The sequence below is a fragment of the Corynebacterium crudilactis genome, assembly GCF_001643015.1.
GTDB classification, from domain to species: domain Bacteria; phylum Actinomycetota; class Actinomycetes; order Mycobacteriales; family Mycobacteriaceae; genus Corynebacterium; species Corynebacterium crudilactis.
In genome coordinates this window covers 2,221,978-2,248,195 of the sequence record NZ_CP015622.1, presented here as the reverse complement: position 1 = coordinate 2,248,195, position 26,218 = coordinate 2,221,978, and the positions used below count along the sequence as shown (strand labels likewise).

The window sequence follows — 26,218 nt, the reverse complement described above, 5'->3', positions numbered from 1 at the left end:
TCAGGTGTTTTCCGACACATGGATCTGTACACTGGTTAATCATGAGTTCAACGACATTTTCCGAAGCACAGATCCGTGAAACCGAACGCCAGGAAGTTCTAGCCAAGGCGACTGCTGCCAAGAACGTCGTGCCCGATATTGCCGTTTTGGGCACTGGGACCAAGAATGCAATCCTGCGTGCAGCAGCAGACACCTTGGTGGAACGCGGAGAAGAAATCATTTCCGCCAATGCCCAAGACATCGAATCTGGGCGCAATAATGGGATGGAAGAATCCCTTATTGACCGTTTATCCCTTGACGCTGAGCGCATTGCTGGTATCGCAGATGGACTGCGCCAAGTAGCTGCTCTGACCGACCCTGTTGGTGAAGTTTTGCGTGGACACGTCATGGAAAATGGCATCCAGATGCGCCAGATCCGCGTGCCACTGGGCGTGATGGGCATGGTCTATGAAGCTCGCCCAAATGTCACCGTTGATGCCTTCGGTTTGGCACTGAAATCCGGCAACGTAGCGCTATTGCGTGGTTCTTCTACCGCCGTGCATTCCAATGCTGTGTTGGTGAAAATTTTGCAGGATGTGGTGGAAAGCTTCGATCTTCCACGCGAAACTGTACAGCTGTTGCCATGTGAAACCCGTGATTCTGTGCAGGATCTAATCACCGCCCGTGGTCTAGTTGACGTGGTGATTCCTCGCGGTGGTGCTGGTCTAATTAATGCCGTTGTCACCGGCGCTACAGTGCCTACCATCGAAACCGGAACCGGCAATTGCCACTTCTACATCGATGCGGAGGCTGATCTAGACCAAGCAATCGCCATGCTCATCAACGGTAAAACCCGACGCTGCAGCGTCTGCAACGCTACCGAAACAGCACTTCTCGACGCCTCCCTCAGCGATGCAGACAAGCTTGCAGTCATCCGCGCTATCCAGGCCGCAGAAGTAACTGTTCATGGCAAGGTCGCGGAGTTGGAAGCTTTCGGCGCAACAGATGTTGTGGAAGCAACAGAAACTGACTGGGACTCCGAGTACCTGTCCTTCGATATCGCAGTTGCTGTAGTCGACGGTGTGGATGGTGCAATTGAGCACATCACTAAATACAGCACCAAGCACACCGAGGCGATTGCCACCAAGAACATTGAGACTGCACAACGCTTTGTTGATCGCGTAGATGCTGCTGCCGTCATGATCAATGCATCCACCGCTTTCACTGATGGTGAGCAATACGGCATGGGTGCAGAGATCGGTATCTCCACACAGAAGCTTCATGCTCGTGGCCCAATGGCCTTGCCAGAACTCACATCCACCAAATGGATTCTTCAAGGTAATGGCCAGATCAGGCCTTAAAAATAGGGGGTAGTAAGAAGTCTGGTGCGTGCGGACGTGTTGTAATCTTTGATCTTGTTAGCAAAAGATCTCATTCAATAGGTCCGCGGGGAGCACACAAGTGTCTGTGAATAAGTTATGGAAGTTACTCGCTAGCGTTGGAATAAGCGCAGCTTTAATAGCCAACACTCCAGTCGCAAGCGCACAGAGTAGTGGGCTTTCAAGTGGATCTTCTACAGGTTCTCTTAGTGCAGGTAGTAGTAACCTCTGGAATCTGCTTTTTCCGGAGGATCATGCTTCTTTCATTGATCGTCTTCTAGACCCATTAGATGACAGTTTCATCTCCATTCATCCGGATCTTGACCCAGATCTTTATGAAGAGGTTTTCGATCCACCTCAAGTAGGTGAATGCCCAGCGGTTGTCGCAGTAGTGGCTCGTGGTAGCGGACAAAATATGCAGATCCGCCCAGCACGATACAGCGAAGATGCTCCGTGGACTTCTAATGGCTTTGAGGAAAGAAACTTCCGTAGTTTCTTTGGCCGTTTAGAAAGTTATTATCAGGCAAAAACAGGGGAGTCCTTGATGAAGGACGTCTACGTGATGGGTCTGAACAATGTTGATTATCCTGCAGTTTTTCCTTTGTCTTCAGAAGGAAGCAGCCTACTTAAATTGGGTACATCAGTTTCTAGTGGTCGAGAAAATATTATGAGTTCCATTGATCGTTTTGAAACAACAACTGGTTGTACCCCCAAATATCTCTTGGCTGGGTATTCTCAAGGCGTTTTGATTGTCGATGGCCAAGAAGATGCATTAATTGCCCGCGATCAATATGTCGGGACACTTCATATCGCGAATCCATCACAAGATGCGGATGATCCATCGATCGTTGGGCATCAGGTTCAGACCGGCGGAATAGCTAGTTCTCTCAAACCTAGTGAGGATAATCCTTTCAAAATCAGTTATTGCTTGCCTGGCGATATTGTGTGTGATCGTTCTTTTGAGCAGTTTTCTGCCGCAGGCTCTTCTATGGTCTCAGCACAGTTGAGTACCGGAGACACTCGCCCAGGAGGTGTACATTTGCAGTATTTTGTTACCACGAAGCCGTGGGATGAGGAGATCTTCGAGGAAGTCTCCTCGTGGATTACAGAGTCTGTGAACAGCTAGACATATCTCCACGAGATATACTGTCGATTTATGATTACAAAGGTGAAGCGTCGGGATCGAATCGGCATCATGGGTGGCACATTTGACCCCATTCATAATGGTCACCTTGTTGCAGGTTCAGAGGTAGCGGATCGGTTTGATCTTGATCTGGTGGTGTATGTTCCCACTGGGCAGCCATGGCAGAAGGCAAATAAAAAGGTTAGCCCTGCAGAAGACCGTTATCTGATGACAGTGATTGCTACTGCCTCTAATCCTCGGTTTACCGTCTCACGTGTGGATATCGATCGTGGTGGAGATACCTACACCATTGATACTCTCCAGGATTTGAGCAAGCAGTATCCTGATGCGCAGTTGTACTTCATCACTGGTGCGGATGCTCTTGCTCAGATTGTGACTTGGCGGGATTGGGAAAAAACTTTCGAGCTGGCGCATTTCGTTGGTGTCACTCGTCCAGGTTATGAACTCGATGGTGAAATCATCCCGCAGGTGCATCAAGATCGGGTGTCTTTGGTGGATATTCCAGCAATGGCTATTTCTTCGACGGATTGTCGGGATCGGGCTAGTAAAAATCATCCCGTTTGGTATCTTGTCCCTGATGGCGTGGTGCAATACATTGCGAAGCGTCAGCTCTACAGACCAGAAGGATCTGATTTGGATATGGATCCACGGGGCCAAAATTCGGCTGAAAGCTAGTCGAAAGTTTCAACTTCTTTCCAAAAGTAGGTGAATCAGCCCCCTTCGTGGAAAACTGGGAGGAGTTGACGTTGTGGAATCTCTCCGCAGCGTCGGTTCGGACCCTAAAATTGGGTGAGGAACCACATGAGCTGTTTTAAGGAATTTTGTGTCTGCACTTGAAGAGTCGATCCGCATCGCGACTATCGCGGCGAAAGCAGCGGATGAAAAGAAGGCCGATGACATTGCTGTCATCGACGTTTCTGACATGATCGCAATCACTGATTGTTTCGTCATTGCATCTGCTGATAATGAGCGCCAGGTTGGCGCCATCGTCGATGAGATCGAAGATGAAATGACCAAGGCTGGTTTTGAGCCAAAGCGTCGTGAAGGAAACCGCGAGAACCGTTGGGTTCTGCTTGATTATGGATTGATTGTTGTTCACGTCCAGCGTCAGCCTGAGCGTGAGTTCTATGGTTTGGATCGCCTCTACCGCGATTGCCCATTGATCGAAATCGAAGGTTTGGAAACCTTCAAGCGTGAGGCTTCTTGGTCTGATGAGACCGATATCCGCACCATCGATAACATCAATGATTTGCCACCGCTGCCAGCTGAATACGAGCCTGGCTACGAGGACGATTAAGAGGTAATTCTGTGACTCGTCGCCTGATTCTGCTCCGACATGGGCAGACTGAATATAACGCCACGTCCCGTATGCAGGGACAATTGGACACCGAGTTGTCTGACTTAGGTCTTCAACAGGCGGCAAGCGCAGCTTCTGTGCTGGTAAAAAACAACATCACGCATGTGTTCAGCTCAGATCTTTCCCGTGCGCGCAACACCGCACAGGCGGTTGCAACGCTTATCGACGCGGACGTGCGCGTCGATAAGCGTCTGCGGGAGACACACCTGGGCGAGTGGCAAGCAAAGACTCACTCAGAGGTCGATCTTGCTTATCCCGGTGCGCGTGCGCAATGGCGACACGATCCTCAGTGGGCTCCGCCAGGAGGCGAATCTCGCGTAGATGTGGCGCGCCGGGCACGCCAGATGGTGGATGAGCTCATGGTCTCTCTTGATGATTGGGATCAAGGAACCGTGTTGATTGTGGCCCACGGTGGCACGATCAATGCGCTGACTTCGAATCTGCTTGATTTAGATTTTGAGCAGTATCCCATGTTTTCCGGTTTAGGAAATACCTGCTGGGCACAACTAACAGCACGTCCTCGCTATTATGCTGGTAGTGAAAACCCGGAAGACGATCTCAAATTGTCTTCTCCCGTGTCCAAGAGCCCTCAATTTAATGGCACCAACGTGGAGAATGCCCAATGGTATCTCGACGGTTGGAACATGGGTGTCACACAATAAGAGTTGTTAACGCGAAGTAGGAGGGCACGACGAGATGCCGGTTCGGATAATTGTTGATTCCTCTTCGTGTCTGCCGTTGCCGGTGGCAGAGGAGCTAGACATCACGGTGGTTAATCTACACGTGATGAATGATGGCGAAGATCGCAGTACTTCAGGGTTATCTTCGCTGGAGCTCGCTGCCAGCTATGCACGTCAACTAGAACGCGGTGGCGATGATGGCGTTCTTGCACTGCATATTTCTAAAGAATTATCATCCACCTGGTCTTCCGCAGTGACTGCAGCCGCAGTGTTTGACGATGGCTTAGTACGTGTTGTGGATACCTGTTCACTTGGTATGGCTGTCGGTGCAGCAGCTATGGCCGCTGCACGAATGGCTAAAGATGGTGCATCGCTGCAGGACTGCTACGACATTGCTGTGGATACATTAAAACGTTCAGAAACCTGGATTTATCTGCATCGGATTGATGAAATCAGAAAATCCGGAAGAATATCCACCGCGACAGCCGTCGTATCAACTGCTTTAGCTACCCGCCCCATCATGAGATTTAATGGTGGCCGGATGGAACTTGCTGCGAAAACACGTACCCAATCTAAAGCGTTTGCCAAGTTGGTGGAATTGGCACAAATTCGTGCTGAAGGCCAACCTGTTTTTATCGCTATCGGGCAAAATGAAGCCCGTGAAGCAGCAAAACAATTGGGAGATTTGTTGGAGAAATCCCTGCCAGAGGGCTCAAGCTTCATGCTTGTGGATATTGATCCAACCCTAGCTGTGCATTCTGGTCCAGGCGCGGTATCAGTATCTGCTGTGTTTGCCAATGAGACACCTGAGTTATCCACAGGAAAACCGGGTACGAAATAACTATCCACAGCTTTTATGTTGCCCCAGTAGGGTAATTGCGCGGTTACATCTAGCCTGTGCAGCATGAAGCCGGATATTGCAGCGCGACTCAAAGGTCTGACCCAGCCCACGGGCACAGAAGACCTCATGCGCGTTAACTATCCCACACCACGATTTCAGATCTCTCTCAAGCATGCGATCATCGTGTGCATTATTGTCATGGTGGCGTTGGCTGGATGGTTTCTTAGTCGGGATAAACCGGCAGCTCCACCCACCATGGCAGCCTTGGCAGAAACGTATCAAACGCCAGCTCCTAGTTCGAAGCTGGTGGTCTCGGTGGTTGGGCATGTATCAAAACCCGGCCTGGTCACGCTTGCTGAAGGCTCGAGGGTGGCAGATGCCTTAGGGGTTGCAGGCGCCTTGCCAGACGCCGATCTGACGGCGCTCAACTTGGCGCAAGTGCTTATCGACGGCACCCAGATTCATGTTCTTGCCATCGGCGAAGCACCACCACAAGAAGCGCACGGGGAACCTAGTGGATCTAGTTCGGGGCTGATTTCCCTTAATACCGCCACGCTTGCTGATCTGGTGAGCCTGCCTGGAGTAGGTGAAAAGACAGCTCAAACAATCCTTGATTTCCGAGATACCAACGGTGGTTTTAGCTCCGTGGAAGATCTACTTCAAGTCAAAGGAATTGGGCCGTCTAAGTTTGAACAGCTTTCTCCATTGGTAGTTCCATGACTGAATTGCGTCTTATCCCAGCTGCCGCGGTGATGTGGATGGCAGTGGCGGCACTGATCCTTAGTGGCACGTGGAAGATATCAGCAGGGCTTTTATGCGTTGCTGTCCTGGTTTCTTGTGTGTTCAAGTTGTGGGGACAAACACTAGTTATCGGAGCATTAAGCGCTGGTGCAACGCTGATGGCAGCACTACGCATACACAGTGCGCGTGAATTTCCCCCTCCGCAGACCTGGGTAGGTAACGCTGAAACTATTAAAGTTTTAGCTAGCGGTGATCAACTGATTAGTTTCCGGGTTGCGGGGTATCCAACACCGATACCATTGTTTTACTCAGGTGATGAGGCAATTGAAAAGGCCTCCTTGATCGCTGTTTCAGGTCGCGTACAAACAGATAGTTTTCCAGGCGTTGGCGACATCGTTATCTCCGCAGAAGACATCGATGTAGTTGAAGCAGCCACTGGCTATAGCGCTTGGGTAAATCATGTCAGAGATGGGTTTGCGTATGCCGTTGAATCAAGCGTGGGGGAGTCTTCGCAAGGATTATTACCCGGCATGGTGTTGGGGGATACTCGACTGCAAGACCCTCTAGAGAGCCAAACCTATATTGATACCGGACTTTCTCATCTGTCCGCCGTAAGCGGCAGCAACGTAGCCATTGTGGTATCTGCTGTGGTGCTCTTGTCTTATTTCTTGACGGTAGGACCACGCGTGCGGGTTGCAGTCGCGCTTGTATCTTTGGCTATTTTTGTCTCCTTAGTGGGGTTTGAACCAAGCGTTTTAAGAGCCTCTGTCACAGGACTTGTGGGCCTATTAGCCATTATCAATTCCTCCCGCATGGAACCCATACAAGGTCTGAGTTTGGCGGTGATTTTTTTGCTCTTTTATGATTCAAATCTGGCTGTGCATTATGGCTTTTTACTCTCGTGCGCGGCTACCGCAGGCATCGTCATGCTCTATCCATTGCTCTACCGAGCATTGGGGCCGCCACTGTCTCGGTGGCATACTCCCGATATCCTCGTGAGAGCGCTGACCGTTGCCATCGCCGCAGATCTAGTCACTATCCCCATCATTGCGTTGATGGCCCGTCAAGTCTCGTTAGTCGCGGTTTTGGCCAATGTGTTGGTCGACATCGCAGTTCCACCCATTACACTGCTGGGACTTATTGCAGTCTTAGCTAGTTTGTTGCCGTGGCCGGTGGAATACCCACTTTTAAAAATCATTGAACCATTCACCTGGTGGATTCACCATGTAGCTCAGTGGTGCCAGCAATTGCCTCATGCCACGGTGGAGGTTGCCGCCGGATGGTTGGGTATCGCATGGGCATGCGTTATAGGACTATGGATCGTGGTGGCCTTGCATCAAGGATTTGTGCGAGAACTTCTCATCGGGAGTCTGCTGTTCTTTGCGTTTGGCATGTGGCATAACAAACTACCTGCGCAGATAGATCCCAGCACAGTACGTTTTGTCGTGATCGCTGAGGTATCAGAGATTGCCGATGTAGCTCGCGATAAAGAATTGATCATTGTGGAAGATCCTTCAGGATTGAGTTCTGACCGGCCTACGATCACCAAAGAAGGAATCCCCGTACTTTTTCCCTACCGCGATGGGGACGTGACTCTGCATGTAGATGGCACTCAGCATGCAGCGGACGGGAGATTCTAGAACCACATGTGGCACGATAGACATGTGGCATCTGCACCTATTTCAGTTCAACCTTCGGTCCATCTCGTCCTCGGAGAGGATGAATTCTTGAGTGAGCGTGCGCGAATAAAAATCGTGCACGATATCAAGCAATCGATGAATAATGCAGAATCTCTTCAAGTCTCTACACTCAAAGCCAGTGAGATCACGCAAGGTGAATTACTCGATGCCCTAAGCCCTTCTCTGTTTGCCGAAGACCGGGTAGTAGTACTCACCCATATGGATCAAGCTGGTCAAGATGCAGTGGATTTAGCTTTATCAGCAGCGGTTAATCCTGGGCCAGGCACATATCTGATTGTGCTGCATTCTGGTGGCGGACGGTCTAAAGCCATGGTGAAAAAGCTCGAAAAGGTTGCCGTGGTACATGACGCCGCGAAACTCAAAGATCGTGAACGCCAAGGTTGGGTTCAACAAGAGTTCAAAAATCATAAAGCCAAAGTCACTCCAGATGTTGTACATGCAGTCTTGGAAGGCGTTGGGTCGGACCTCCGCGAGCTAGCATCGGCAGTATCGCAGCTGGTGGAAGATACCAATGGCAATGTGACAGTGGAAAAAGTCCGAGCTTATTATATCGGTGTCGCAGAGGTATCTGGTTTTGATATCGCAGATTCCGCATGCGCTGGCCAGGTAGCTAAAGCAGTGGCAAGCACAAGGCGAGCACTGCAATTAGGTACAAGCCCTGTGGCATTGGCAGCAGCACTGAGCATGAAAGTCGGGCAAATAGCCCGGCTGTATTCCACACGTGGCCGAATCAATGGATTTGAGCTTTCCAAAGAACTAGGCATGCCACCTTTTATTGTGGAGAAAACCGCCAAAGTGGCAAGAAACTGGTCTGGAGATTCCGTTAGTGAAGCTGTGATCCTCATGGCTGATCTTGATGCTGCTGTGAAAGGCCAAAGCGGCGATGCTGAATTTGCTATTGAATCTGCAGTCCGAAAAGTCGCAGAGCTAGCTAGGCGTTAGTGATTAATTCAGGAAGGTAAGATGAAGCACTATGACGCAATCACAACTACCTGATGATGTTCAAGAATTGGTAACCAAAATCTTCGGATTGGCGCGTGAAGGGGGAGCAGAATCAGCAGCTACCCTAGGTGCTTATGTAGATAACGGCGTTGATGCCAATCTCTCAAACCAAGATGGCAACACTTTGCTCATGCTTGCTGCATATGCAGGTCACGCTGATGTCGTGCAGGCTCTCATTGCACGTGGTGCAGACGTGAACCGCGTAAATAACCGCAACCAGACCCCGTTGGCAGGCGCTATCTTCAAAAAAGAAGAAGATGTCATTGAGGCATTATTATCTGCAGGAGCAGACCCACAAGCTGGAATTCCAAACGCTACGGACACTGCAAAAATGTTTGGTCGCGAGGATCTCGTAGCTCGTTTCGAGTCATAGGGCAGTGGAATGGACCGCCTTTGGAACTCTGATTCTGCTCAATTTAGTGGGCAGTTTATCACCGGGTCCTGATTCATTCTTCCTGCTTCGCCTGGCTTCGCGGTCAAGAGCACATGCAATTGCCGGCGTGGCAGGTATCGTCACCGGGCTCACCGTATGGGTGACATTAACTGTTGTAGGCGCAGCAGCGCTGCTTTCCACATACCCCTCAATTCTTGGCATCATCCAATTAGTGGGCGGTACATACCTGAGCTTTATGGGATACAAACTGCTGCGTTCCGCAGGACAGGAGCTTATCGACGCCCGCCAGTTTCGTTTTAACGCCGATGCAAGACCGATCCCAGATGCCGTTGACGCCCTTGGCACCCGCACACAGGTCTACCGGCAAGGATTGGCAACCAATCTATCTAACCCCAAAGTGGTAATGTATTTTGCTGCTATTTTGGCACCTTTAATGCCCGCACATCCATCACCGCTGCTGGCACTAGGAATTATCGTTGCCATTTTGGCTCAAACCTTCCTCACCTTTTCAGCAGTGTGCATCATCGTGTCCACGGAACGAGTGCGGAAAACAATGCTGCGCGCCGGGCCATGGTTCGATCTTGTGGCTGGAGCTGTCTTCCTCGTCGTTGGTGTCACTCTTATTTATGAGGGCATCATCGGGCTGTTGGGATAGTTACAGGGAAAGAAAAAGTGGCTCTGATATCTTGTGAAAGATATCAGAGCCACTTTTAAAGCCAAAAATTAGCCGAGCTTGTTGAAAGCGCCAGCCATGTTGGACTTCTTGTTAGCAGCGTTGTTGATGTGGAAGACACCCTTGGTGACTGCCTTGTCCAGTGCGCGGGAAGCTACACGGAGTTGAGCCTGAGCTACATCCTTGTCGCCAGCTTCGATAGCAGCGTTGAACTTGCGGATCTCGGTACGGACTGAAGAGCGGACTGCCTGGTTACGCAGACGAGCCTTCTCGTTGGTCTTGTTACGCTTGATCTGAGACTTGATGTTTGCCATCGCAAATACCTCTTGAACTTTCTAGTTAAAGTTGTGTACAAACCCATCAATGGATGTTTCTCCCGCAGCAGAAGCTGCTTGGCATAAAGCGCAACGAACCCAAGGTCCTGTCCGCATGTCACTAAATGCTCAAATCAAAGATGGACAACAGCGTTCAAGAATAGCAGTAGTGTTGTCTAAAATTCAAATAAATGTTAGAGCCAACCGAAATCATTGCGTAGGCGATTGGCAATGCGTTCAAATCGGCCTTGAGGGATAACTGTTCCTTGACGTGTAATGCCCAGCTCGGATACTTCCAAAATGCGGTCTAAACGAACCCAGCTTTGTCGGCCACGGGGATCCCAGCTGCCAGAGCCGATATCAATCCAATCATCGTCAGTACGATGAGCAGGATTGCATGAGATGAGGAGGCCAAGGATGGCGTTTCGGTTTCGGCCAACCACTACGATGGCACGTTCGCGCGGCGGTTGCTGTGGACCGTCTGCTGGAGCCCAAATCCAGACAACCTCACCAGGGTCTGCCTGTCCGTCCATGTCTGGTGCATAGAAGATGAGTCGTGCCATGGATTCGGTAGGAACAACAGAAATTTCTGTTGTTTCATGCAAAACAGGGGAGGAATCTTCTCCTTTAGCGTTTTCTTCTGGGCCGCCGAGCTCTAGACCTAGGCCTTCGCGGATATCAGCCAGACTATTGTCCACTTGTTTACGAGGTGGGTGAGTGAGGAATTGGAACACACGTTTAAGTAATCCAGGCTTTGCTTTATTGGAATTGTCGCCTGAGGCCTTCCGTGCGAGCGTGGAGCTCATGTGTTCTCACCTTTTGTATCGGCTATAGGCCTGTGTTGAAAAGGCCCAGTATTTAGTGCTGTCTTCATTTTCTGACTCATTAGGCATTATCGCAAGACTGAGTTCTGTGTTACATCAAAAGGGGGTACTTTAGGGGGTTAAGGAAAAGATCAAAAATACCTGATGGCTTGGCGCTTTAAGGCTGTTTAACTGTTTTGGTTTGCTCAGGTAGAGTAAGACACCGTTATTTAATTGAAGGGACCCCTGACGCATATGGCAGAGAAATTTGCAGAAACTACATTTACGGATCCATCCAGGATTCGTAACTTCTGCATCATTGCCCACATTGACCACGGTAAATCTACGCTCGCTGACCGTATCCTGCAGCTGTCTAATGTTGTGGATGCCCGCGATATGCGTGATCAGTACCTGGACAACATGGACATCGAACGTGAACGTGGCATCACCATTAAGGCTCAGAACGTTCGCCTGCCATGGATTCCTCGAAGCGGTGAGCACGAAGGTCAGCAGATCGTCATGCAGATGATCGATACTCCAGGTCACGTGGACTTCACCTATGAAGTGTCTCGTGCGCTGGAGGCTTGTGAAGGCGCAATTTTGTTGGTTGACGCAGCTCAGGGCATTGAAGCTCAGACGCTAGCCAACCTGTATTTGGCTATGGAAAATGATCTAGAGATCATTCCTGTGCTGAATAAGATTGACCTTCCGGCAGCTGATCCTGATAAGTACGCGCTGGAAATCGCCAATATTGTTGGTTGTGAACCGGAAGATGTACTGCGTGTTTCAGGTAAAACTGGCATGGGCGTTCCGGAGCTTTTGGATAAGGTTGTAGAACTTATTCCAGCGCCTACCTCGGAATTTGAAGAAGATGCGCCTGCGCGTGCCATGATCTTCGACTCTGTCTATGACACCTACCGTGGCGTTGTTACCTACATCCGAATGATGGATGGCAAGCTGATCCCACGCCAAAAGATCAAGATGATGTCCACTGGTGCCGCTCACGAATTGCTAGAAATTGGCATCGTGAGTCCGACTCCTAAAAAGTGTGAAGGCCTTGGCCCTGGCGAAGTAGGTTACCTGATCACTGGTGTGAAAGATGTGCGCCAATCAAAGGTCGGCGATACTGTCACCTGGGCAAACCATGGTGCTGAAGAAGCGCTGCGTGGCTACGCGGAACCAACACCAATGGTGTATTCCGGTCTGTTCCCAATTTCTCAAGCAGATTTCCCCGACTTGCGCGATGCATTGGAAAAGCTACAGCTTAATGATGCTTCCCTGACGTATGAGCCAGAAACTTCTGTAGCTCTGGGCTTTGGTTTCCGCTGTGGCTTCCTTGGTCTGCTGCACATGGAGATCACTCGTGACCGTCTTGAGCGTGAGTTTGGTCTTGACCTGATCTCCACCGCACCATCTGTGAATTACCGCGTTGTGGATGAAGCTGGCAAGGAATTCCGCGTGCATAACCCTGCTGATTGGCCTGGCGGAAAGCTCCGCGAAGTATATGAGCCAATCGTGAAGGTCACCATCATTGTTCCTAGTGAATTTGTGGGATCGACGATGGAGCTCTGTCAGACTAAGCGTGGGCAGATGGGTGGCATGGATTACCTATCGGAAGACCGCGTTGAGCTGCGCTACACCATGCCATTGGGTGAGATCATTTTTGATTTCTTCGATATGCTGAAGTCTCGTACCAAGGGCTATGCATCCTTGAACTACGAAGAAGCAGGCGAGCAGACTGCCGATCTGGTGAAAGTAGATATCTTGCTTCAGGGTGAGCCAGTGGATGCTTTCTCTGCGATCGTGCACCGAGATAATGCTCAGTGGTACGGAAACAAGATGACTGTGAAGCTCAAGGAATTGATCCCGCGGCAGCAATTCGAGGTTCCTATTCAGGCAGCAATCGGTTCTAAGATTATTGCTCGTGAAAACATTCGCGCACTGCGCAAGGATGTTTTGGCGAAGTGTTACGGTGGCGATATTTCCCGTAAGCGCAAGCTGCTGGAAAAGCAGAAGGCCGGTAAGAAGCGTATGAAGAATATCGGTTCTGTCGAGGTTCCTCAGGAAGCATTCGTCGCGGCATTGTCCACAGACGAAGCATAGGAACTGTCTCAGTTTCGCAAAGTGCCCTGTGGTTAAGCATATGCTTAACCACAGGGCACTTTTGTATAAGCAGCGCTGGGTTCTGCGGCCCGTTAGCGGCGCAGGAGAGGGGGAGCGTCGAAAAGCGGTCTTTTCTTGTATTTTCAGAGTGGTTTAATGCCCCCGTTACGGGGGTATTTACTGGATCGTGTAATAGGTCACTCAATGGTCTCGCTGTTAGTGTATGACACACAATGGTGATCCCTTTGCAAGGTGGCGCCATTTTAGAAATGAATCATGGTTACTCACATAAACCGTGATCTGACCTGGAGACACCACATGCGAAGAAGAGCACCTGCTGCCGCAGGCATCATCGCGATCTTGAGTTTAACTCTCGCGTCGTGTGCAGACCTTGGTGGATTAGACCTCGATACCATCGGCGCCGAGGACAAAACCACCTATATTAAATTGGCACTCAACCAATCTGAATCCCATCCAAGCTTTATTGCTTTAGACCATTTGTCGGAGCGCTTTGAAGAAGCGACCGATGGACGATGGAAGATTGAAGTGTTCCCGAATGAGCAGTTGGGTTCACAGCAGGAAGTCCTGCAGTTTGTGAAATCCGGTGCGATTGAGATGGCGATCGTCTCGGGAACGCAGCTGGAAAACATGAACAAGGACTTCCAAGTCCTCAACATGCCCACCACATTTGGCAGCATTGAACACCAAATGAGTGTGATCAGGGATCAAGCCCTGATGGAACCGCTGTTCCAAAGCTTGACCGATACAGATAATATTTCTGTGATCGGTGGCTTCACACAGGGAACACGAAACCTGTACACCACTGATAAGCCAGTGAAAGTCCCTGCTGACCTGGCGGGTAAGAAGATCCGTGTGCAGGAATCAGCCATGCATATCCGCATGATTGAGCTCATGGGCGGATCTGCAACTCCACTGTCTTACGGTGAGGTTTACACCGCAATGCAGTCTGGAGTTCTCGACGGCGCTGAAAACAACGAAATCAGCTATGTCACCCAGAACCACTACGAAGTTGCCGGCTATAACAGCAACACGAACCACCTTGTTGGTTTGGACTACATGGTGATGCGCCATGACCTCCTCGAAGCAATGAATGAAGCGGACCGTGAGCTCTTCCTTGCCGAGTGGGATCAAGCCATGACCGAGCACACAGAGCTCTGGAATTCTGAAACTGATGCAGTTATTGAGAAGGCTAAAGCTGGAGGAGCAGAGTTCGTCGAGGTAGATAAGCAAGCCTTTGCAGATGCTCTAGCACCGATCAAGGATCAATTTCTTACCACTGATTTCCAGCGTGAACTGTACACCGCTGTGCGTGCGGCAGATACTTCTGAGACCACAGGAGGTTCCGCATCATGATGAAGTTTAAGTCGGTAGTTACCAAGGCGCTGGGTCTTGCCAGCATTGCCTTGTTTGCCGTTTTGGTATGTGTGACTGTGTGGCAGGTTTTTAGCCGCCAGGTTCTGCATAGCCCATCTACATGGTCTGAAGAACTCTCCAAACTGCTGTTTGTGTGGTTGTCTTTTGCCGGTAGTGCATTCCTTTTCGGCGAGCGTGGACATATTGCGGTGGATTTCGTTGCTCGTAAATTCTCCAGCTCCACGCAGCGTATTTTGCAGATCATTGTGCAGCTGCTCATCGTGGTTTTCGCCCTGTTGGGCATGGTTTGGGGCGGCTACTTGGCTGCTTCCATCGCCTGGAATCAGCAGCTCACAGCTCTGCCACTGACTATTGGCTGGGTATATGTTGTGATCCCAATCGCTGGACTGTTCATTGCGATGTTTGCTGTGATTGATTTGATCTCAGTTGCCTCTGGCAAAGAAGAGCCGTACCCAGATATTGATGAATCAGAAGAGCCACGCGATTTGGATGAGTTGGAAGGCCACGATCCAGATGTCGCGCTTACTGCGGACGTAGCCGGTTCAGCAGACTCAGCGGAAGGTAGGAACTAACCATGTTGTCACCAGCAGCTGTAGCAGCTCTCATTCTCGTTATCGGCATTGTGGTGCTCATCGTCGCTTCGGTGCCGGTAGCAATTGCCATTGGTTTACCATCGCTGGTTGCCGCGATGGCGGTGCTTGGACCTGAAAATGCCGCGCAGGCAGTATCCCAGCGTATGTTTACAGGCACCAACTCTTTTACACTTCTTGCCATTCCATTCTTCGTATTAGCCGGATCGCTGATGAACTCAGGCGGTATTGCAACAAGGCTTATCGACGCCGCCAAGGTGCTTGTCGGCAGGATGCCTGCCTCCATGGCGAATACGAACATCGCAGCTAATGGTTTGTTCGGTGCCGTTTCAGGCGCAGCAGTCGCCGCAGCATCAGCTGTGGGTACTGTGATGACTCCAAAGATGAAGGAAGAGGGCTACTCCCGTCCTTATTCCGCAGCAGTCAACGTTGCATCTGCACCAGCAGGCATGTTGATTCCTCCGTCCAATACCTTCATTGTTTATTCTTTGGTGTCTTCTACATCGATTGCAGCATTGTTCATGGCAGGCGTTGGACCAGGGCTTTTGTGGGTTCTGGCGTGTGTCATCGTGGCAACCCTGTTGGCACGTAAAGAAAACTACAAGCGTAATCAAGTACATCCAACCTTTAAGCAATCACTTATTGTGTTGTGGCGCGCTGTCCCGTCCTTGCTCATGATCGTTATCGTCGTGGGCGGTATCTTGGCAGGTTGGTCCACTCCAACTGAGTCTGCAGCTATCGCAGTTGTTTACTGCTTGGTGCTGGGCTTTGCGTACCGCACCATCAAGATCGGTGATATGGGTGAGATCTTGCTTAAGGCAACCCGCACAACCTCGATCGTGATGTTGCTGATTGCTGTTTCTGCAGCGCTGTCATGGGTGATGGCTTTCGCGAAGATTCCTCAGATGATCTCGGATGGACTGCTGTCTGTATCCGATTCCAAGGTTGTTATCTTGCTCATCATGATGTTCATCTTGTTGCTCATCGGTACCGTGATGGATCCAACTCCAGCAATTTTGATTTTCGTTCCAATTTTCTTGCCTGTTGTTATTGAACTGGGTGTGGATCCTGTGCACTTCGGCGCGATGGTTGTGATGAACCTTTCCGTTGGCGTGATCACTCCTCCTGTGGGCAACGTGCTTTTCGTTGGTTCTCAGGTGGCAGGACTGCGTGTGGAAACTGTGATCAAGCATCTGTGGCCGTATTTGATTGCGATCATCATTGCGTTGTTCGTCGTGGTATTCGTACCGCAGATCTCTATTTGGCTCCCAACAACTATGGGACTCATGGGAAGCTAGCTTTCCTGATATCTGTTAAGAAAAAACCGCTGCTTATCTCTTATGAAGATAAGCAGCGGTTTTTCTTATGGAGAAGTAAAAGTAAATATTATATAAGAGGTAAGGGTAAAAATTTAAGAAAACTAAGAACCAAGTTACCCATGCCAACACATTTGACCAGCCATTATCTAAAAAGTGTGGAAATTAACTTAGTTACCCAAGAAAAACCTCTCATTAAGCCTTAAGCTTTAATTGTGTAAATTAAGGTAATGCTCATAAATTGGGTGAGGTGAGAGGCATGATGAATTTCTTAAAGCTTTCGGTAAATAAGCGCGTGGGACTTCTTACAAGCGCAGCAATTCTCACGGCTAGTACGCTGCAAGTAATCGAAGCATCTCCAGCATCAGCTATGGGATCAAGCTCTGCTAACCCAGCTGTTGCGCAGGCTCAATTTATGGCCACGAATAATGCACAGGCTGCGGAAATTTCAGTGTTTAACCACATCAACGCTTACCGCGCACAGCATGGTTTGCCACATATCGTGCAGGATAATAATTTTGCCTCAGGTGCGCGTGGTTGGGCGCAGCATCTTACGTCTACGGGAGCGCCTGCAGGCCACCCGCCAGGGGGAAACTTTTATGAAAATGTTGCCTACAGTAATACTCCTGAAAGAGCGGTAATTTTGTGGGATGCATCCCCAGCTCATAAGAGCAACCTTTTGGAACGACGCATCACGCGAGGCGGCGTTGGAGTGGTTGCTCGCCCGGATGGCAATTACACTGTGGTTTTCCGGGCGCTTTAAGAACTATTCTTAACTACTCAACATCAACAATGAATGCAATGTTGATGCTGAGTAGTTCTTTTTCTCCTGGGGCTAGTCCAGTGTTTAATAATTCCTCCACAACTGGTGGGCTCAGTGGCATCATCCAACCATGATCTGGATGCAGCGTTGGGCGTGAGCGTGGATCATTAATGGGGATAACGCTCAGCGGCCGGCCCTTAGGTCCGGTGAAGCGGGTGGGTATGAGGTGGGTGGCGGCGTCGAGAAGCATCGTGGCACTTTGTGCGTCGAGGTTGATGATCACCAATGATTCCGCCATGTAGATGTCTAATGTTGCTGCTTGAATATCTCGAATGTTGGCAGGCAGCGCGAGGAGATCTGGTTCGCTTTTGCGGAAACGATTGAAAAAGGAAGACGTCAAGTTTTTCCAAGCTTTCACTGTATGAGGAGTACGTGAACCAATCATAAGGTGGAGGCATGCAAAAGCTCCGACAAACCATGGTTTATCGGAGCGCGGTGCTTAAAAAGTGAGTTTAGAAACGGATGAACTGCTTAAGCTGTGGGAATGCAGCAAGGATCTGCTGGATAAATCCACCAACAGCGCCTGCAATTCCCACTACTGCAAGGAGCGTGGTTGCCAATGAACCAGCAACACTGCCAGCAGCGAAGGCAGAAGAGGAATTGTCAGAAGGCTTGCCTGGTGTAGGGGTTTCGTCCTCATCGTCGGTGCCAACAAGTTCGCAATCGCCATCAATAACCTGGGCGGAGTTCAAGGAATTGAAGTTATTGGTGGAAGCATCGTCTGCCCAGAGGTAGCTGGTTGCTGAAACGGTGCTGCCGTCGGTGCATTCAAGTTCCGTGGTGTACGTCGCAAAACCTTCATTAGCCCAATTGCCGAGGTTAGCTGGACGCTCGTAGATGAAATCATCAGACTTGGTAAGCTCTGCACCATTCCAGGTAACGATTTCCGAAGAGCCATCGCAGGCTTCATCGCAGACAACGCTCAGCTGCTTGGTTTCCGCGTTGTAATCAAGTGCCATCACGCCTTCAAAAGGAGACTCATAGCGCTGCACCAGAACTGGTGTGTCGGAAGCCAGATCAACGACCAAAACATCGCCGGTGTCTTCTACGCCAACTGCGAAAATGGAACCTTCAAGCTGAACAATTGCCTCCAGTCCACCGTTGGCACCAATCGGGCCAGTGAACTCAGACAGGTTCCATTCTTGGAGAGCAACCTGCTGGCCTTCCAAACCAGTTGGGTTAGCAAACTTCAAGATGGATGGACGGGACGTGCTCTTGTCTGAGTTGTTGCGCTCGGTAGCAATGTAAATATCGCCGTTGTCCGCAACTGCGATGCCCTCTGCATCTAAGGTGCCTTCACCTGATGGGTAAGTGGTGGTCCACTGACCTGCAAGTTCATAAGTGTTGTTGGCCGGATTATGGGTGAGCGCGTAGATGCCACCGGTGCCATTGTTCGCAATCCATGCAGTGCCTTCTGCGTCGAAATCAGCGCCAGACATATCGCTGCCACTAAATGCGCCACCGAGTTCAACAGCCTTTACTTCCGCATCATGGAAAGGAAGTTGAGCGTTATGTACAAGACCTGGATCGGTGGTGCCGTCGCTGGCGATATTTTTTGCGCCTGGAGTAGAAGCACCAGTATCCGCGAACTCGCCAACCATATCCGGAATACGTCCATAGGTGTTTTCTGCGTGCTTGCCCAGATCCTTCCAGGAATAGGAAGCAACCGTTTCACCTGTTGCATTACGCAAAGTTACGGTGTCATCTTTGCCCAAGCCGAAGTGGTCAGTTCCACCATAAGTGTTATGGGTGGATACATGGGTGGTGGAATCGGTGTAGATAACAAAGTATCCACCGGACTCAATCTCAGTTCCCGCTGGCAGGATTACTGCGTCTTCATCTTTGTCATCTACCAAAGACCAACCGGAGATATCAAGGGAATTAACGGTATCGGTATTGGCCAATTCGACGAAGTCTCCGATTGGATCGCCGTTGGATTCAACTTCATTGATAACAACTGGGGAGGCGGTAAGTTCCTCCGCGTTAGCTGCAACTGCGATATTGCAGAACACTAGGGAAGTAGCAATGGGTGCCACGAGGAGATTAAGTTTTTTCACTTCAACCACTTTCAACGCTTTCAAGGTTTTCTTTCAACATTGAAAACTTATGGGAGGTGGATGATCGCAAAATGATTTCTAAATGAACTCTTTGTTAACCGTTTGCCGTTTGGACTGCGGTGACTGGACCCGTGTCGCCGCGAAGGAGGTTTTCTAGTTGATGAGATGCCTCCAGCACCACATCCCATCTAAAAGCAGGAGAGAGCGGACGCGATGAAATATAGCTATTGGTCCAGGTGGTGTTTCCAGTACGCGGGGAAAGGTCTAATCGTGCCAACGCGATATACGCTGCTGCTTCTGATTCTTGAATGCGCAGCTTGCCAGCCGGGATAGGTTGGTTAAGCCACATCTGTGGGAGATAGCCGCAGAAAATTTCGGCCACACAGCGCACAATTTCCGGTACCTGGTTTTCGCCGAGTGTTTCAGACACTCTGATGCTGTACCAACAGTTCTTTTCTGATAGAAGCGGCACTGGAACTTCGCCGGGCGTGGGAGTGTATTCCACACGAGATAAGCCTAAGCGACTTTCTGTATTACGCGTGACCACAATGCCGATTTTCCAGAGGTTGCCCAGCATTTCTACGGCACGCTGTGCTTTTCCGGGGCCAGAGAACTCCTTATATATAAGGTTCGGTTCTGTTACTGATCCCATCCGTTTGCGCCACAGGGCTTGGTTTTCCTGAAAATCAGGGGCTACGGTATCATCGCTTGCCGGTTCTACATCTGTGTGCTGGTAAAAGATCTCAATTTTTGGAATAGCGATCAGAAGAGGATGCGCAGCTTCTACTGGTTGAAACCCAAAGGACCGCCATTCTGCATCACTGCGCACATCGAGCTGGGTGATAAGGCTGGTCAGTGCATCGAATGACGCAGGTAATGCGCGGGGAGTGCTTGTCGACGCCACCCCCTTTGATCCTGGAGTATCTGCCAATTGCACTGCATCGAGGAGTTGAATAGCCAGGGATGCGCCTTGTTTTGTTGTCAGGTTAGGCAACGCGCGCACAGTTTCCACAATGAATTGTTCCACGCGGCTTCGATATTCTGGATCTTGCTCTTTGGAGATCCGATCGATGGTTGTCTCGAAGTCATTCATTGCCGGCCCCTGTCCTTCTCAGCTTATGTCTAGCCTCCAAGCATAGGTATATGCGCAGTTCAGTGGCTATAAACATCAATCAGAGAGTTTTATTCACACCTTGGGGGTAATTCCTATCACTAATTTTAAATAAGGTGATCTACATTAATTTTAGGTCACTGTAAGGTGCGTTGACCTGGTGTTATGTAAAAAATATTGCCGCACGGAAAGGGTGTCGGCTCGATGTATTTGTGGGGGTAGGGCGAAATTAGTGGGGCTGATCCCATTACTTTTTGCTCGGGCTGATTGTAGATTGCTAGAAAGTGAACTAAAGTTAACATCAGGTTAACAGCCGGGGGTTTGATTATTAACTCCCTCGGGAACAGAAAGGAAAACGACAATGGCTAACACAGCTTCTAACATCACAACACTTCGTCCAGCACAGCAGGATGCGCTGTGGAGCGTACGTGAAGATCTTCACGCTCGCTTTGACGGCCTGGTCGACCCTGCCCAGGTAGACGTAATTTTGGATAGTGCTGCGGCAAACCGCGACGCCAAGATCACAGTCTTCAGCAAGATCTTCATTGCCCGCGAAGCAACTGCTGCACTTCAGCAGATCGCTGGCAACGTCAACGCAGACCTGCTTGATTTCATTGCCCTTAACCGTGGCATGGCAGCATAAATAACTGTGTAAAAATTAATTAAAGGCCGGGATTCACACGATGTGAATCCCGGCCTTTAATTAATTCCTAGTCTTTCTTGTCTGCTTCGGGAGTAGCGTCTGTATCTGGAGATGATGCATTATCCACAGATTCAGTAGACCAGCCATCGGCCCATTCGCCAGTTGAGAAGTCATAATCAACTTCATTGCCTTCTTCATCGGTGCGCTGGTACCACTCAGTGATGTGACCAGCGGTGGAATCAAAGGAAGCGCCGGCGCCACGGCCTTCTTCTGCCGGCTCAACGGCAAGCTCAAAGTCATCGCCATGTTCTTCCAAACCACGCACAACAGCATTAGAGATCGCTGCTTTTGCGTACGTGTGGCGAATCGCAGCTGGGTCAGTGGAGAGATCCTTGATAAAAGCAATCGCCATCATGATCAGCACCAAAGCAAATGGGATAGCAATCAAAATGGTCAGGTTCTGTAAACCAGTAAGTGCAGATTCACCGCCTGCGAGCAGCATGACCACAGCAATACCCATCATGCACAGACCCCAGAACACAACAACCAATTTGTTCGGCTTTGGATTACCTCGAGAACTCATCGTTCCCATGACTACAGAAGCGGAGTCGGCTGAAGTGATAAAGAAAACAGCCAACACAAAAATCAAGATGAATGGTGTGATGGAGTAGAGCGGAAGGTTGCTGAACATATCAAACAACACTTGTTCTGCTGAAGAATTGCCATCAAAACCAGCGACGTTTTCTCGGTTCATCGTGATAGCTGTGCCACCAAAGATAGTGAACGCCAAAATAAGAATGAAAGACGGCACAGCCATGGTGATCAGCGCAAATTCGCGCAAGGTGCGACCACGGGAAATTCGCGCAATAAACATGCCCACGAATGGTGTCCAAGCAATCCACCATGCCCAGTAGAACGCAGTCCAGCCTGCCTGGAACTCAATAGTTTCTTGTCCCCAGGATAAAGATTTTCCAGCCATAGAGAAGAATTTACTTCCGTATTCGAGCACGCTGGATGGGATGAGGTTAAGCAAGAACAAGGTAGGTCCGGTGATGAATACGAAGAGCACTAAACCAAGCGTCAAGGTGATATTGATATTGGACAAATAACGAATGCCCTTGGATACACCAGATACTGCAGAAATAATGAAACCGATAGTCAAAACTGCAATGATGAGGATCAATACAGTATTAGTGATCTCTGAAGCTCCAGAAATAATTTGAACGCCTTGGCCAACCTGGATTGCGGACAAACCTAGGGTTGCTGCAGTACCAAACAATGTGGCAATGATCGCCATAATATCGATGAGGCGTCCCGCGATTCCGTCGGTTTTCTCACCAAAGAGGGAACGGAACGTAGAACTGATCAGCGTCACACGGCCACGACGGTAGCTAGAATAAGCTAAAGAGCCACCAACCAAGGCGTATAGACCCCATGCAGACAGCCCCCAGTGGAAATGTGATTGCGCAAGAGCCTGATGTAGGGACTCTGGGGTAGAACCCTCCACAGTGTGTGGCGGTGGTGAGAGGTAATGCCACAGTGGTTCTGAAGGACCAAAGAAGAAAATGCCGACACCAATGCCGGCACCAAACATCATGGCGATCCAGGAGAAGCGGGAAAACTCAGGTTGATCTTCGTCGGTGCCGAGTTTGATGCGGCCATACCTCGAAAATGCAATGTAGAGCATGGTGCTGATACCGATCAGCATGACAAAGTTCAAGAGCCAACCAGTATTGGTCATGGCCCAGCTAAACATTGTGGAAGAAACTGAAGCCACAGAATCTGGGCTTGAAATGCCCCAGATGATAAACGCCAAAATTAACACTGCAGTAGCGCCGAAAACGACTTTGTCTAGGCCGAATTTGTTTCGTTGATCATCGACCGAAATACCCGGAACAAGTCCGGGGTGGGTGTCGTGAGGATAATGAGCTTCCTCAGATGGTTCTTGAGATGCAGGCAAACCTTTGCCGGGAATGGTGGACATGTGTGTCCTCTCCAATTGGCATCAAAAAGTTGATGCTGGATGAGCAAGAAATTTTCTGTAAGTCTTTATAAAGAAGTCGAGTTAAATATTCCTGTATTAGTATTATAAGCTTTCGGACTACTCAGTATTCCCTGGTGACTAAGCAATCGCAAAAGCTACACTGGCTCTTATGACTAATGTGTGGTTTAGCTCTGACCTTCATTTAGGTCACAATTTTGTGGCATCATTGCGTGGTTTCGAAGATCCAGACGAACATGATGAAGTAATTCTGAACAATCTGGACAGCCTTGTTGCTGCAGGGGATGTGCTGTGGCTCTTGGGGGATTTATCTTCAGGCGCGCAGCGAGCGGAAGAACGCGCGCTGGGCTTGATTGCTGAGCGGTTGGGCGGCGTCGAAAAGCATCTTATTCCAGGCAATCACGATTCCTGTCATCCGATGTACCGGCATGCATATAAGCGACAGCACCGGTTTTTGGAAGTATTTGAATCCATCCAGGCATTTCAGCGGATGAAATGGGAAGGTGAAGATGTATATCTGTCTCATTTCCCCCGACCCGGGCAGGATCATCCTGGCATGGAATCTCGTTTTGATGATTTACGTTTGCGCGTGCCACTTTTGGTGCATGGGCACCTACATTCGCAATTTCCGATGACCGGTCTTGGTCAAGTAGACATTGGCGTTGAAGCCTGGGGTTTAAAACCTGCACCACTAGAGTTGGTACAGCTGAAATTGTGGGAATCACTGAGCGAAAAGATTTAAGTAGCAGCACAGTTCTGCAATATTTTAAAGATTAAAGAGTGTCTCCCTGGGAAATAATTAATAATTATAGGGAGACTCCATACATAGGTTAAGCAGCTGCAAAAACCACTGGAGTTTCTGCGACATGACGGAAGCCTTCAGTTTCATCACCAAAGACCTTGGCTACACACTCTTGGGTGGTGCAGTCGATGCCTGTGCCGGTGGACACGGCTGTTATCTCAACAGTTGCCGTGCCATTATCTGAGATTGCAGCGGTCGCGCTGGGCTGAGAATTGTTTAACCATGCTTGGGAAGAAAACCCGGGGGTTTCGCCGGTGCACATTGGGGCAGTGTTTGGTGTGGGTGTTCCTGTGGCACAAATTGCAGCGTAGTAGCCGCTTCCTGGATTGAGACCAGTGATTTCAAAAGTAATCTGTTCGCCATCAACTAATTCAGATGGAGCAACAGAGATGGCTACATTTTCTGCTACAGGAGGAGTGGTACTTGTTATAGAAGACGTTGTGGTTGGACTTTGAGAAGTAATGAGAACTTCATTGCTGCGCTCAATTGTAGAGTCTTGTTGATTTGGGGGAGCACATGCAACAAGAGATACCGAGAGAGTCGCTACGGCTGTGATACCAAAGATTGTGCGGGAAATAGACATGGATGTCCTTTTATAGGTGACTGGAAGCTTTGCCTTAAAGAGGTAGTCTATGGACTATTTCTTCTTATGTGGTGGGATAGGAAAACCGGGGGCACCTTGGCTTTATAGTGAAGCCGAAAATGACATATGGAAAGGCTCCTCGCATCTGAGGTACAGATGCGAGGAGCCTAAATTCACCTTAAGGCTGGAGTGTCAGCCTTTAGACAGTATTAGTTGTGGAACTGTCCTTCTTCGGTGGAACCCTTCAGTGAGGTGGTAGAGGAGTTCGGATCAACGGTGGTTGCGATCTGGTCGAAGTAGCCTGCGCCAACTTCGCGCTGGTGCTTAACTGCAGTGAAGCCGCGCTCTTCGGCAGCCTTGAACTCACGGTTCTGCAGGTCAACAAAGGAAGTCATGCCTTCGCGAGCGTAACCGTAAGCAAGGTCGAACATGCCGTAGTTGAGGGAGTGGAATCCAGCCAGGGTGATGAACTGGAACTTGAAGCCCATCGCACCCAGTTCCTTCTGGAACTTAGCGATCTCATCTGCATCGAGGTGTGCAGACCAGTTGAAGGAAGGGGAACAATTGTAGGAAAGTAGCTGGTCTGGGAATTCGGAGCGAACGCCTTCAGCGAATTTCTTAGCTAGCTCGAGGTCAGGAGTACCGGTTTCCATCCAGATCATATCTGCGTATGGAGCGTAGGACTTTGCACGTGCAATACATGGCTCGAGACCATTTTTGACATGGTAGTAGCCTTCAGCGGTGCGCTCACCAGTGATGAATGGTTGGTCGCGCTCATCAACATCAGAGGTGATCAGGGTTGCTGCTTCAGCATCGGTACGTGCGATAACAACGGTTGGGGTGTTAGCAACGTCTGCTGCGAGTCGAGCGGAGTTCAAGGTACGGATGTGCTGCTGGGTTGGGATCAAGACCTTGCCGCCGAGGTGTCCACACTTCTTTTCGGAAGCGAGCTGATCTTCCCAGTGGGTGCCTGCAGCACCAGCAGCGATCATGCCCTTCTGGAGTTCGTAGACGTTGAGTGCGCCGCCGAACCCAGCTTCGCCGTCTGCAACGATTGGAACGACCCAGTTGTCAACGGAATTGTCTCCCTCGACGCGTGCGATTTCATCGGAGCGCAGCAGCGCATTGTTGATGCGGCGCACAACGTTTGGCACGGAGTTTGCTGGGTAGAGGGACTGGTCAGGGTAGGTGTGGCCAGAAAGGTTTGCATCGCCTGCAACCTGCCAACCGGAGAGGTAGACAGCCTTGAGTCCTGCACGAACCTGCTGGACTGCCTGGTTGCCGGTGAGTGCGCCAAGGGCGTTGATGTAACCGTCGCCTTCCTGAGTGACTCCGTCCCAGAGGATCTCTGCGCCGCGGCGGGCGAGAGTATGCTCCTCAATGACAGAACCCTGCAGGTTTGCTACCTGGTCTGCGGTGTAGTCACGGGTGATGCCGTTCCAGCGTGGGTTGGTATCCCAATCCTGCTGGATTTCCTGTGCGGTACGTGGCTTTCCAACGTTTGACATCAAAGTCACTTCCTTAAGTGCTGATTCGCAATGGGCGGTGCCGACCACAATGTATGAGCTAATGCACTTTCACTGTTTTATCGTGATGTACATCGTTTGCTGTGGTGGCGTGGTTCACACATTGCTCTACCGGTCGCTGGCACGTCAATCGATTTGGGTTTTTAAGTTTTGTGCGGGGGTGATCACCCCTATTGCTAAGTTTGTAAATATATCTCTTTGTGGGAAAGCTGGGGCACCCATCCTCCAATACGGATGTACTGCGCAAACGTAGAAACGTG

General features: G+C 49.9%; 26 protein-coding genes. 18 read left to right on the top strand and 8 right to left on the bottom strand.

Translation table 11 applies throughout. From position 1 onward, the window contains the following. The first annotated feature begins 41 nt into the window (after nucleotides 1-41). From ccrud_RS10470 to ccrud_RS10420, 11 genes are all read left to right on the top strand, one after another. The gene (locus ccrud_RS10470) at nucleotides 42-1,340 is read left to right on the top strand and encodes a glutamate-5-semialdehyde dehydrogenase (RefSeq protein WP_066567258.1); all 1,299 of its coding nucleotides are present in this window, start codon (nucleotides 42-44) and stop codon (nucleotides 1,338-1,340) included. A gap of 100 nt (nucleotides 1,341-1,440) precedes the next feature. Continuing rightward, nucleotides 1,441-2,484 carry an alpha/beta hydrolase family protein gene (locus ccrud_RS10465; RefSeq protein ID WP_066567254.1) on the top strand — a complete coding sequence of 348 codons (1,044 nt, stop codon included), beginning with the start codon at nucleotides 1,441-1,443 and terminating at the stop codon, nucleotides 2,482-2,484. 30 nt (nucleotides 2,485-2,514) lie between these two features. Beyond that, nucleotides 2,515-3,177, top strand: coding sequence for a nicotinate-nucleotide adenylyltransferase (gene nadD / locus ccrud_RS10460; RefSeq protein WP_066567246.1), 663 nt, complete (start codon nucleotides 2,515-2,517; stop codon nucleotides 3,175-3,177). Nucleotides 3,178-3,325: 148 nt separating this feature from the next. Continuing rightward, on the top strand, nucleotides 3,326-3,799 hold the full coding sequence (rsfS, locus tag ccrud_RS10455; protein WP_066567243.1) for a ribosome silencing factor: 474 nt from the start codon (nucleotides 3,326-3,328) through the stop codon (nucleotides 3,797-3,799). An 11-nt stretch (nucleotides 3,800-3,810) separates the two neighbouring features. Continuing rightward, a complete protein-coding gene (locus ccrud_RS10450; protein ID WP_066567240.1) occupies nucleotides 3,811-4,521 on the top strand; it encodes a histidine phosphatase family protein in 711 nt (236 codons plus the stop codon). Between the two features lie 34 nt (nucleotides 4,522-4,555). Further along, nucleotides 4,556-5,380: a DegV family protein gene (locus tag ccrud_RS10445; RefSeq protein ID WP_066567232.1), complete on the top strand. Its 825-nt coding sequence runs from the start codon at nucleotides 4,556-4,558 to the stop codon at nucleotides 5,378-5,380. Nucleotides 5,381-5,443: 63 nt separating this feature from the next. Then, nucleotides 5,444-6,100, top strand: a complete 657-nt coding sequence (locus ccrud_RS10440) for a ComEA family DNA-binding protein (protein ID WP_066567229.1) — start codon at nucleotides 5,444-5,446, stop codon at nucleotides 6,098-6,100. Beyond that, the gene (locus ccrud_RS10435; protein WP_066567226.1) at nucleotides 6,097-7,761 is read left to right on the top strand and encodes a ComEC/Rec2 family competence protein; all 1,665 of its coding nucleotides are present in this window, start codon (nucleotides 6,097-6,099) and stop codon (nucleotides 7,759-7,761) included. The genes ccrud_RS10440 and ccrud_RS10435 overlap by 4 nt, the downstream gene beginning before the upstream one ends. A gap of 6 nt (nucleotides 7,762-7,767) precedes the next feature. Beyond that, nucleotides 7,768-8,763: a DNA polymerase III subunit delta gene (holA, locus tag ccrud_RS10430; RefSeq protein ID WP_066567223.1), complete on the top strand. Its 996-nt coding sequence runs from the start codon at nucleotides 7,768-7,770 to the stop codon at nucleotides 8,761-8,763. 31 nt (nucleotides 8,764-8,794) lie between these two features. Beyond that, nucleotides 8,795-9,196, top strand: a complete 402-nt coding sequence (locus ccrud_RS10425; protein ID WP_066567221.1) for an ankyrin repeat domain-containing protein — start codon at nucleotides 8,795-8,797, stop codon at nucleotides 9,194-9,196. A gap of 4 nt (nucleotides 9,197-9,200) precedes the next feature. Beyond that, nucleotides 9,201-9,872, top strand: coding sequence for a LysE family translocator (locus ccrud_RS10420; protein WP_066567219.1), 672 nt, complete (start codon nucleotides 9,201-9,203; stop codon nucleotides 9,870-9,872). A gap of 68 nt (nucleotides 9,873-9,940) precedes the next feature. On the opposite strand, the gene rpsT is transcribed toward ccrud_RS10420, so the two are convergent. Beyond that, on the bottom strand, nucleotides 9,941-10,204 hold the full coding sequence (rpsT, locus tag ccrud_RS10415; RefSeq protein ID WP_066567217.1) for a 30S ribosomal protein S20: 264 nt from the start codon (nucleotides 10,202-10,204) through the stop codon (nucleotides 9,941-9,943). Nucleotides 10,205-10,398: 194 nt separating this feature from the next. Continuing rightward, complete coding sequence (locus tag ccrud_RS10410; RefSeq protein ID WP_066567214.1) at nucleotides 10,399-11,010, bottom strand: type II toxin-antitoxin system PemK/MazF family toxin; 612 nt, start codon at nucleotides 11,008-11,010, stop codon at nucleotides 10,399-10,401. A gap of 252 nt (nucleotides 11,011-11,262) precedes the next feature. On the opposite strand from ccrud_RS10410, the gene lepA reads away from it, so the two are divergent. From lepA to ccrud_RS10385, 5 genes are all read left to right on the top strand, one after another. Next, on the top strand, nucleotides 11,263-13,110 hold the full coding sequence (gene lepA, locus ccrud_RS10405) for a translation elongation factor 4 (protein WP_066567210.1): 1,848 nt from the start codon (nucleotides 11,263-11,265) through the stop codon (nucleotides 13,108-13,110). Between the two features lie 318 nt (nucleotides 13,111-13,428). Next, nucleotides 13,429-14,484 (top strand): TRAP transporter substrate-binding protein, encoded by a 1,056-nt coding sequence (locus ccrud_RS10400; RefSeq protein ID WP_066567207.1) that lies wholly within the window; start codon nucleotides 13,429-13,431, stop codon nucleotides 14,482-14,484. Continuing rightward, on the top strand, nucleotides 14,481-15,077 hold the full coding sequence (locus ccrud_RS10395; protein WP_066567205.1) for a TRAP transporter small permease: 597 nt from the start codon (nucleotides 14,481-14,483) through the stop codon (nucleotides 15,075-15,077). The genes ccrud_RS10400 and ccrud_RS10395 overlap by 4 nt, the downstream gene beginning before the upstream one ends. Before the next feature lie 2 nt (nucleotides 15,078-15,079). Beyond that, nucleotides 15,080-16,393, top strand: a complete 1,314-nt coding sequence (locus ccrud_RS10390; protein ID WP_066567202.1) for a TRAP transporter large permease — start codon at nucleotides 15,080-15,082, stop codon at nucleotides 16,391-16,393. Nucleotides 16,394-16,670: 277 nt separating this feature from the next. Then, a complete protein-coding gene (locus ccrud_RS10385) occupies nucleotides 16,671-17,174 on the top strand; it encodes a CAP domain-containing protein (RefSeq protein ID WP_066567200.1) in 504 nt (167 codons plus the stop codon). Between the two features lie 13 nt (nucleotides 17,175-17,187). On the opposite strand, the gene ccrud_RS10380 is transcribed toward ccrud_RS10385, so the two are convergent. From ccrud_RS10380 to ccrud_RS10370, 3 genes are all read right to left on the bottom strand, one after another. After that, complete coding sequence (locus ccrud_RS10380; protein ID WP_099092710.1) at nucleotides 17,188-17,574, bottom strand: hypothetical protein; 387 nt, start codon at nucleotides 17,572-17,574, stop codon at nucleotides 17,188-17,190. 112 nt (nucleotides 17,575-17,686) lie between these two features. Next, a complete protein-coding gene (locus ccrud_RS10375) occupies nucleotides 17,687-19,300 on the bottom strand; it encodes a lamin tail domain-containing protein (protein ID WP_066569838.1) in 1,614 nt (537 codons plus the stop codon). A gap of 85 nt (nucleotides 19,301-19,385) precedes the next feature. Beyond that, nucleotides 19,386-20,384: a hypothetical protein gene (locus ccrud_RS10370; protein WP_066567195.1), complete on the bottom strand. Its 999-nt coding sequence runs from the start codon at nucleotides 20,382-20,384 to the stop codon at nucleotides 19,386-19,388. A 379-nt stretch (nucleotides 20,385-20,763) separates the two neighbouring features. Here ccrud_RS10370 and ccrud_RS10365 point away from each other — a divergent pair, with 379 nt between their 5' ends. Beyond that, on the top strand, nucleotides 20,764-21,045 hold the full coding sequence (locus tag ccrud_RS10365; protein ID WP_066567192.1) for a three-helix bundle dimerization domain-containing protein: 282 nt from the start codon (nucleotides 20,764-20,766) through the stop codon (nucleotides 21,043-21,045). A gap of 67 nt (nucleotides 21,046-21,112) precedes the next feature. Here the strand turns inward: ccrud_RS10365 and ccrud_RS10360 are convergent, their stop codons facing one another. Next, nucleotides 21,113-23,029, bottom strand: a complete 1,917-nt coding sequence (locus ccrud_RS10360) for a BCCT family transporter (RefSeq protein WP_066567187.1) — start codon at nucleotides 23,027-23,029, stop codon at nucleotides 21,113-21,115. A 169-nt stretch (nucleotides 23,030-23,198) separates the two neighbouring features. Here ccrud_RS10360 and ccrud_RS10355 point away from each other — a divergent pair, with 169 nt between their 5' ends. After that, nucleotides 23,199-23,789 (top strand): metallophosphoesterase, encoded by a 591-nt coding sequence (locus ccrud_RS10355; protein ID WP_066567183.1) that lies wholly within the window; start codon nucleotides 23,199-23,201, stop codon nucleotides 23,787-23,789. 88 nt (nucleotides 23,790-23,877) lie between these two features. Here the strand turns inward: ccrud_RS10355 and ccrud_RS10350 are convergent, their stop codons facing one another. Both ccrud_RS10350 and aceA read right to left on the bottom strand, forming a co-directional pair. After that, nucleotides 23,878-24,432 (bottom strand): thiamine biosynthesis protein, encoded by a 555-nt coding sequence (locus ccrud_RS10350; protein WP_066567180.1) that lies wholly within the window; start codon nucleotides 24,430-24,432, stop codon nucleotides 23,878-23,880. A gap of 209 nt (nucleotides 24,433-24,641) precedes the next feature. After that, complete coding sequence (gene aceA / locus ccrud_RS10345; RefSeq protein ID WP_066567174.1) at nucleotides 24,642-25,940, bottom strand: isocitrate lyase; 1,299 nt, start codon at nucleotides 25,938-25,940, stop codon at nucleotides 24,642-24,644. Nucleotides 25,941-26,218 lie beyond the last annotated feature (278 nt).

What these genes read in the sequence shown, in the direction of transcription:
- ccrud_RS10470 (WP_066567258.1), top strand. Translation starts at nt 42, where the DNA reads ATGAGTTCAACGACATTTTCCGAAGCACAGATCCGTGAAACCGAACGC.
- nadD (WP_066567246.1), top strand. Translation starts at nt 2,515, where the DNA reads ATGATTACAAAGGTGAAGCGTCGGGATCGAATCGGCATCATGGGTGGC.
- ccrud_RS10445 (WP_066567232.1), top strand. Translation starts at nt 4,556, where the DNA reads ATGCCGGTTCGGATAATTGTTGATTCCTCTTCGTGTCTGCCGTTGCCG.
- ccrud_RS10440 (WP_066567229.1), top strand. Translation starts at nt 5,444, where the DNA reads ATGAAGCCGGATATTGCAGCGCGACTCAAAGGTCTGACCCAGCCCACG.
- ccrud_RS10435 (WP_066567226.1), top strand. Translation starts at nt 6,097, where the DNA reads ATGACTGAATTGCGTCTTATCCCAGCTGCCGCGGTGATGTGGATGGCA.
- holA (WP_066567223.1), top strand. Translation starts at nt 7,768, where the DNA reads ATGTGGCACGATAGACATGTGGCATCTGCACCTATTTCAGTTCAACCT.
- ccrud_RS10425 (WP_066567221.1), top strand. Translation starts at nt 8,795, where the DNA reads ATGACGCAATCACAACTACCTGATGATGTTCAAGAATTGGTAACCAAA.
- rpsT (WP_066567217.1), bottom strand. Translation starts at nt 10,204, where the DNA reads ATGGCAAACATCAAGTCTCAGATCAAGCGTAACAAGACCAACGAGAAG.
- ccrud_RS10410 (WP_066567214.1), bottom strand. Translation starts at nt 11,010, where the DNA reads ATGAGCTCCACGCTCGCACGGAAGGCCTCAGGCGACAATTCCAATAAA.
- lepA (WP_066567210.1), top strand. Translation starts at nt 11,263, where the DNA reads ATGGCAGAGAAATTTGCAGAAACTACATTTACGGATCCATCCAGGATT.
- ccrud_RS10400 (WP_066567207.1), top strand. Translation starts at nt 13,429, where the DNA reads ATGCGAAGAAGAGCACCTGCTGCCGCAGGCATCATCGCGATCTTGAGT.
- ccrud_RS10395 (WP_066567205.1), top strand. Translation starts at nt 14,481, where the DNA reads ATGATGAAGTTTAAGTCGGTAGTTACCAAGGCGCTGGGTCTTGCCAGC.
- ccrud_RS10390 (WP_066567202.1), top strand. Translation starts at nt 15,080, where the DNA reads ATGTTGTCACCAGCAGCTGTAGCAGCTCTCATTCTCGTTATCGGCATT.
- ccrud_RS10385 (WP_066567200.1), top strand. Translation starts at nt 16,671, where the DNA reads ATGATGAATTTCTTAAAGCTTTCGGTAAATAAGCGCGTGGGACTTCTT.
- ccrud_RS10370 (WP_066567195.1), bottom strand. Translation starts at nt 20,384, where the DNA reads ATGAATGACTTCGAGACAACCATCGATCGGATCTCCAAAGAGCAAGAT.
- ccrud_RS10365 (WP_066567192.1), top strand. Translation starts at nt 20,764, where the DNA reads ATGGCTAACACAGCTTCTAACATCACAACACTTCGTCCAGCACAGCAG.
- ccrud_RS10360 (WP_066567187.1), bottom strand. Translation starts at nt 23,029, where the DNA reads ATGTCCACCATTCCCGGCAAAGGTTTGCCTGCATCTCAAGAACCATCT.
- ccrud_RS10355 (WP_066567183.1), top strand. Translation starts at nt 23,199, where the DNA reads ATGACTAATGTGTGGTTTAGCTCTGACCTTCATTTAGGTCACAATTTT.
- ccrud_RS10350 (WP_066567180.1), bottom strand. Translation starts at nt 24,432, where the DNA reads ATGTCTATTTCCCGCACAATCTTTGGTATCACAGCCGTAGCGACTCTC.
- aceA (WP_066567174.1), bottom strand. Translation starts at nt 25,940, where the DNA reads ATGTCAAACGTTGGAAAGCCACGTACCGCACAGGAAATCCAGCAGGAT.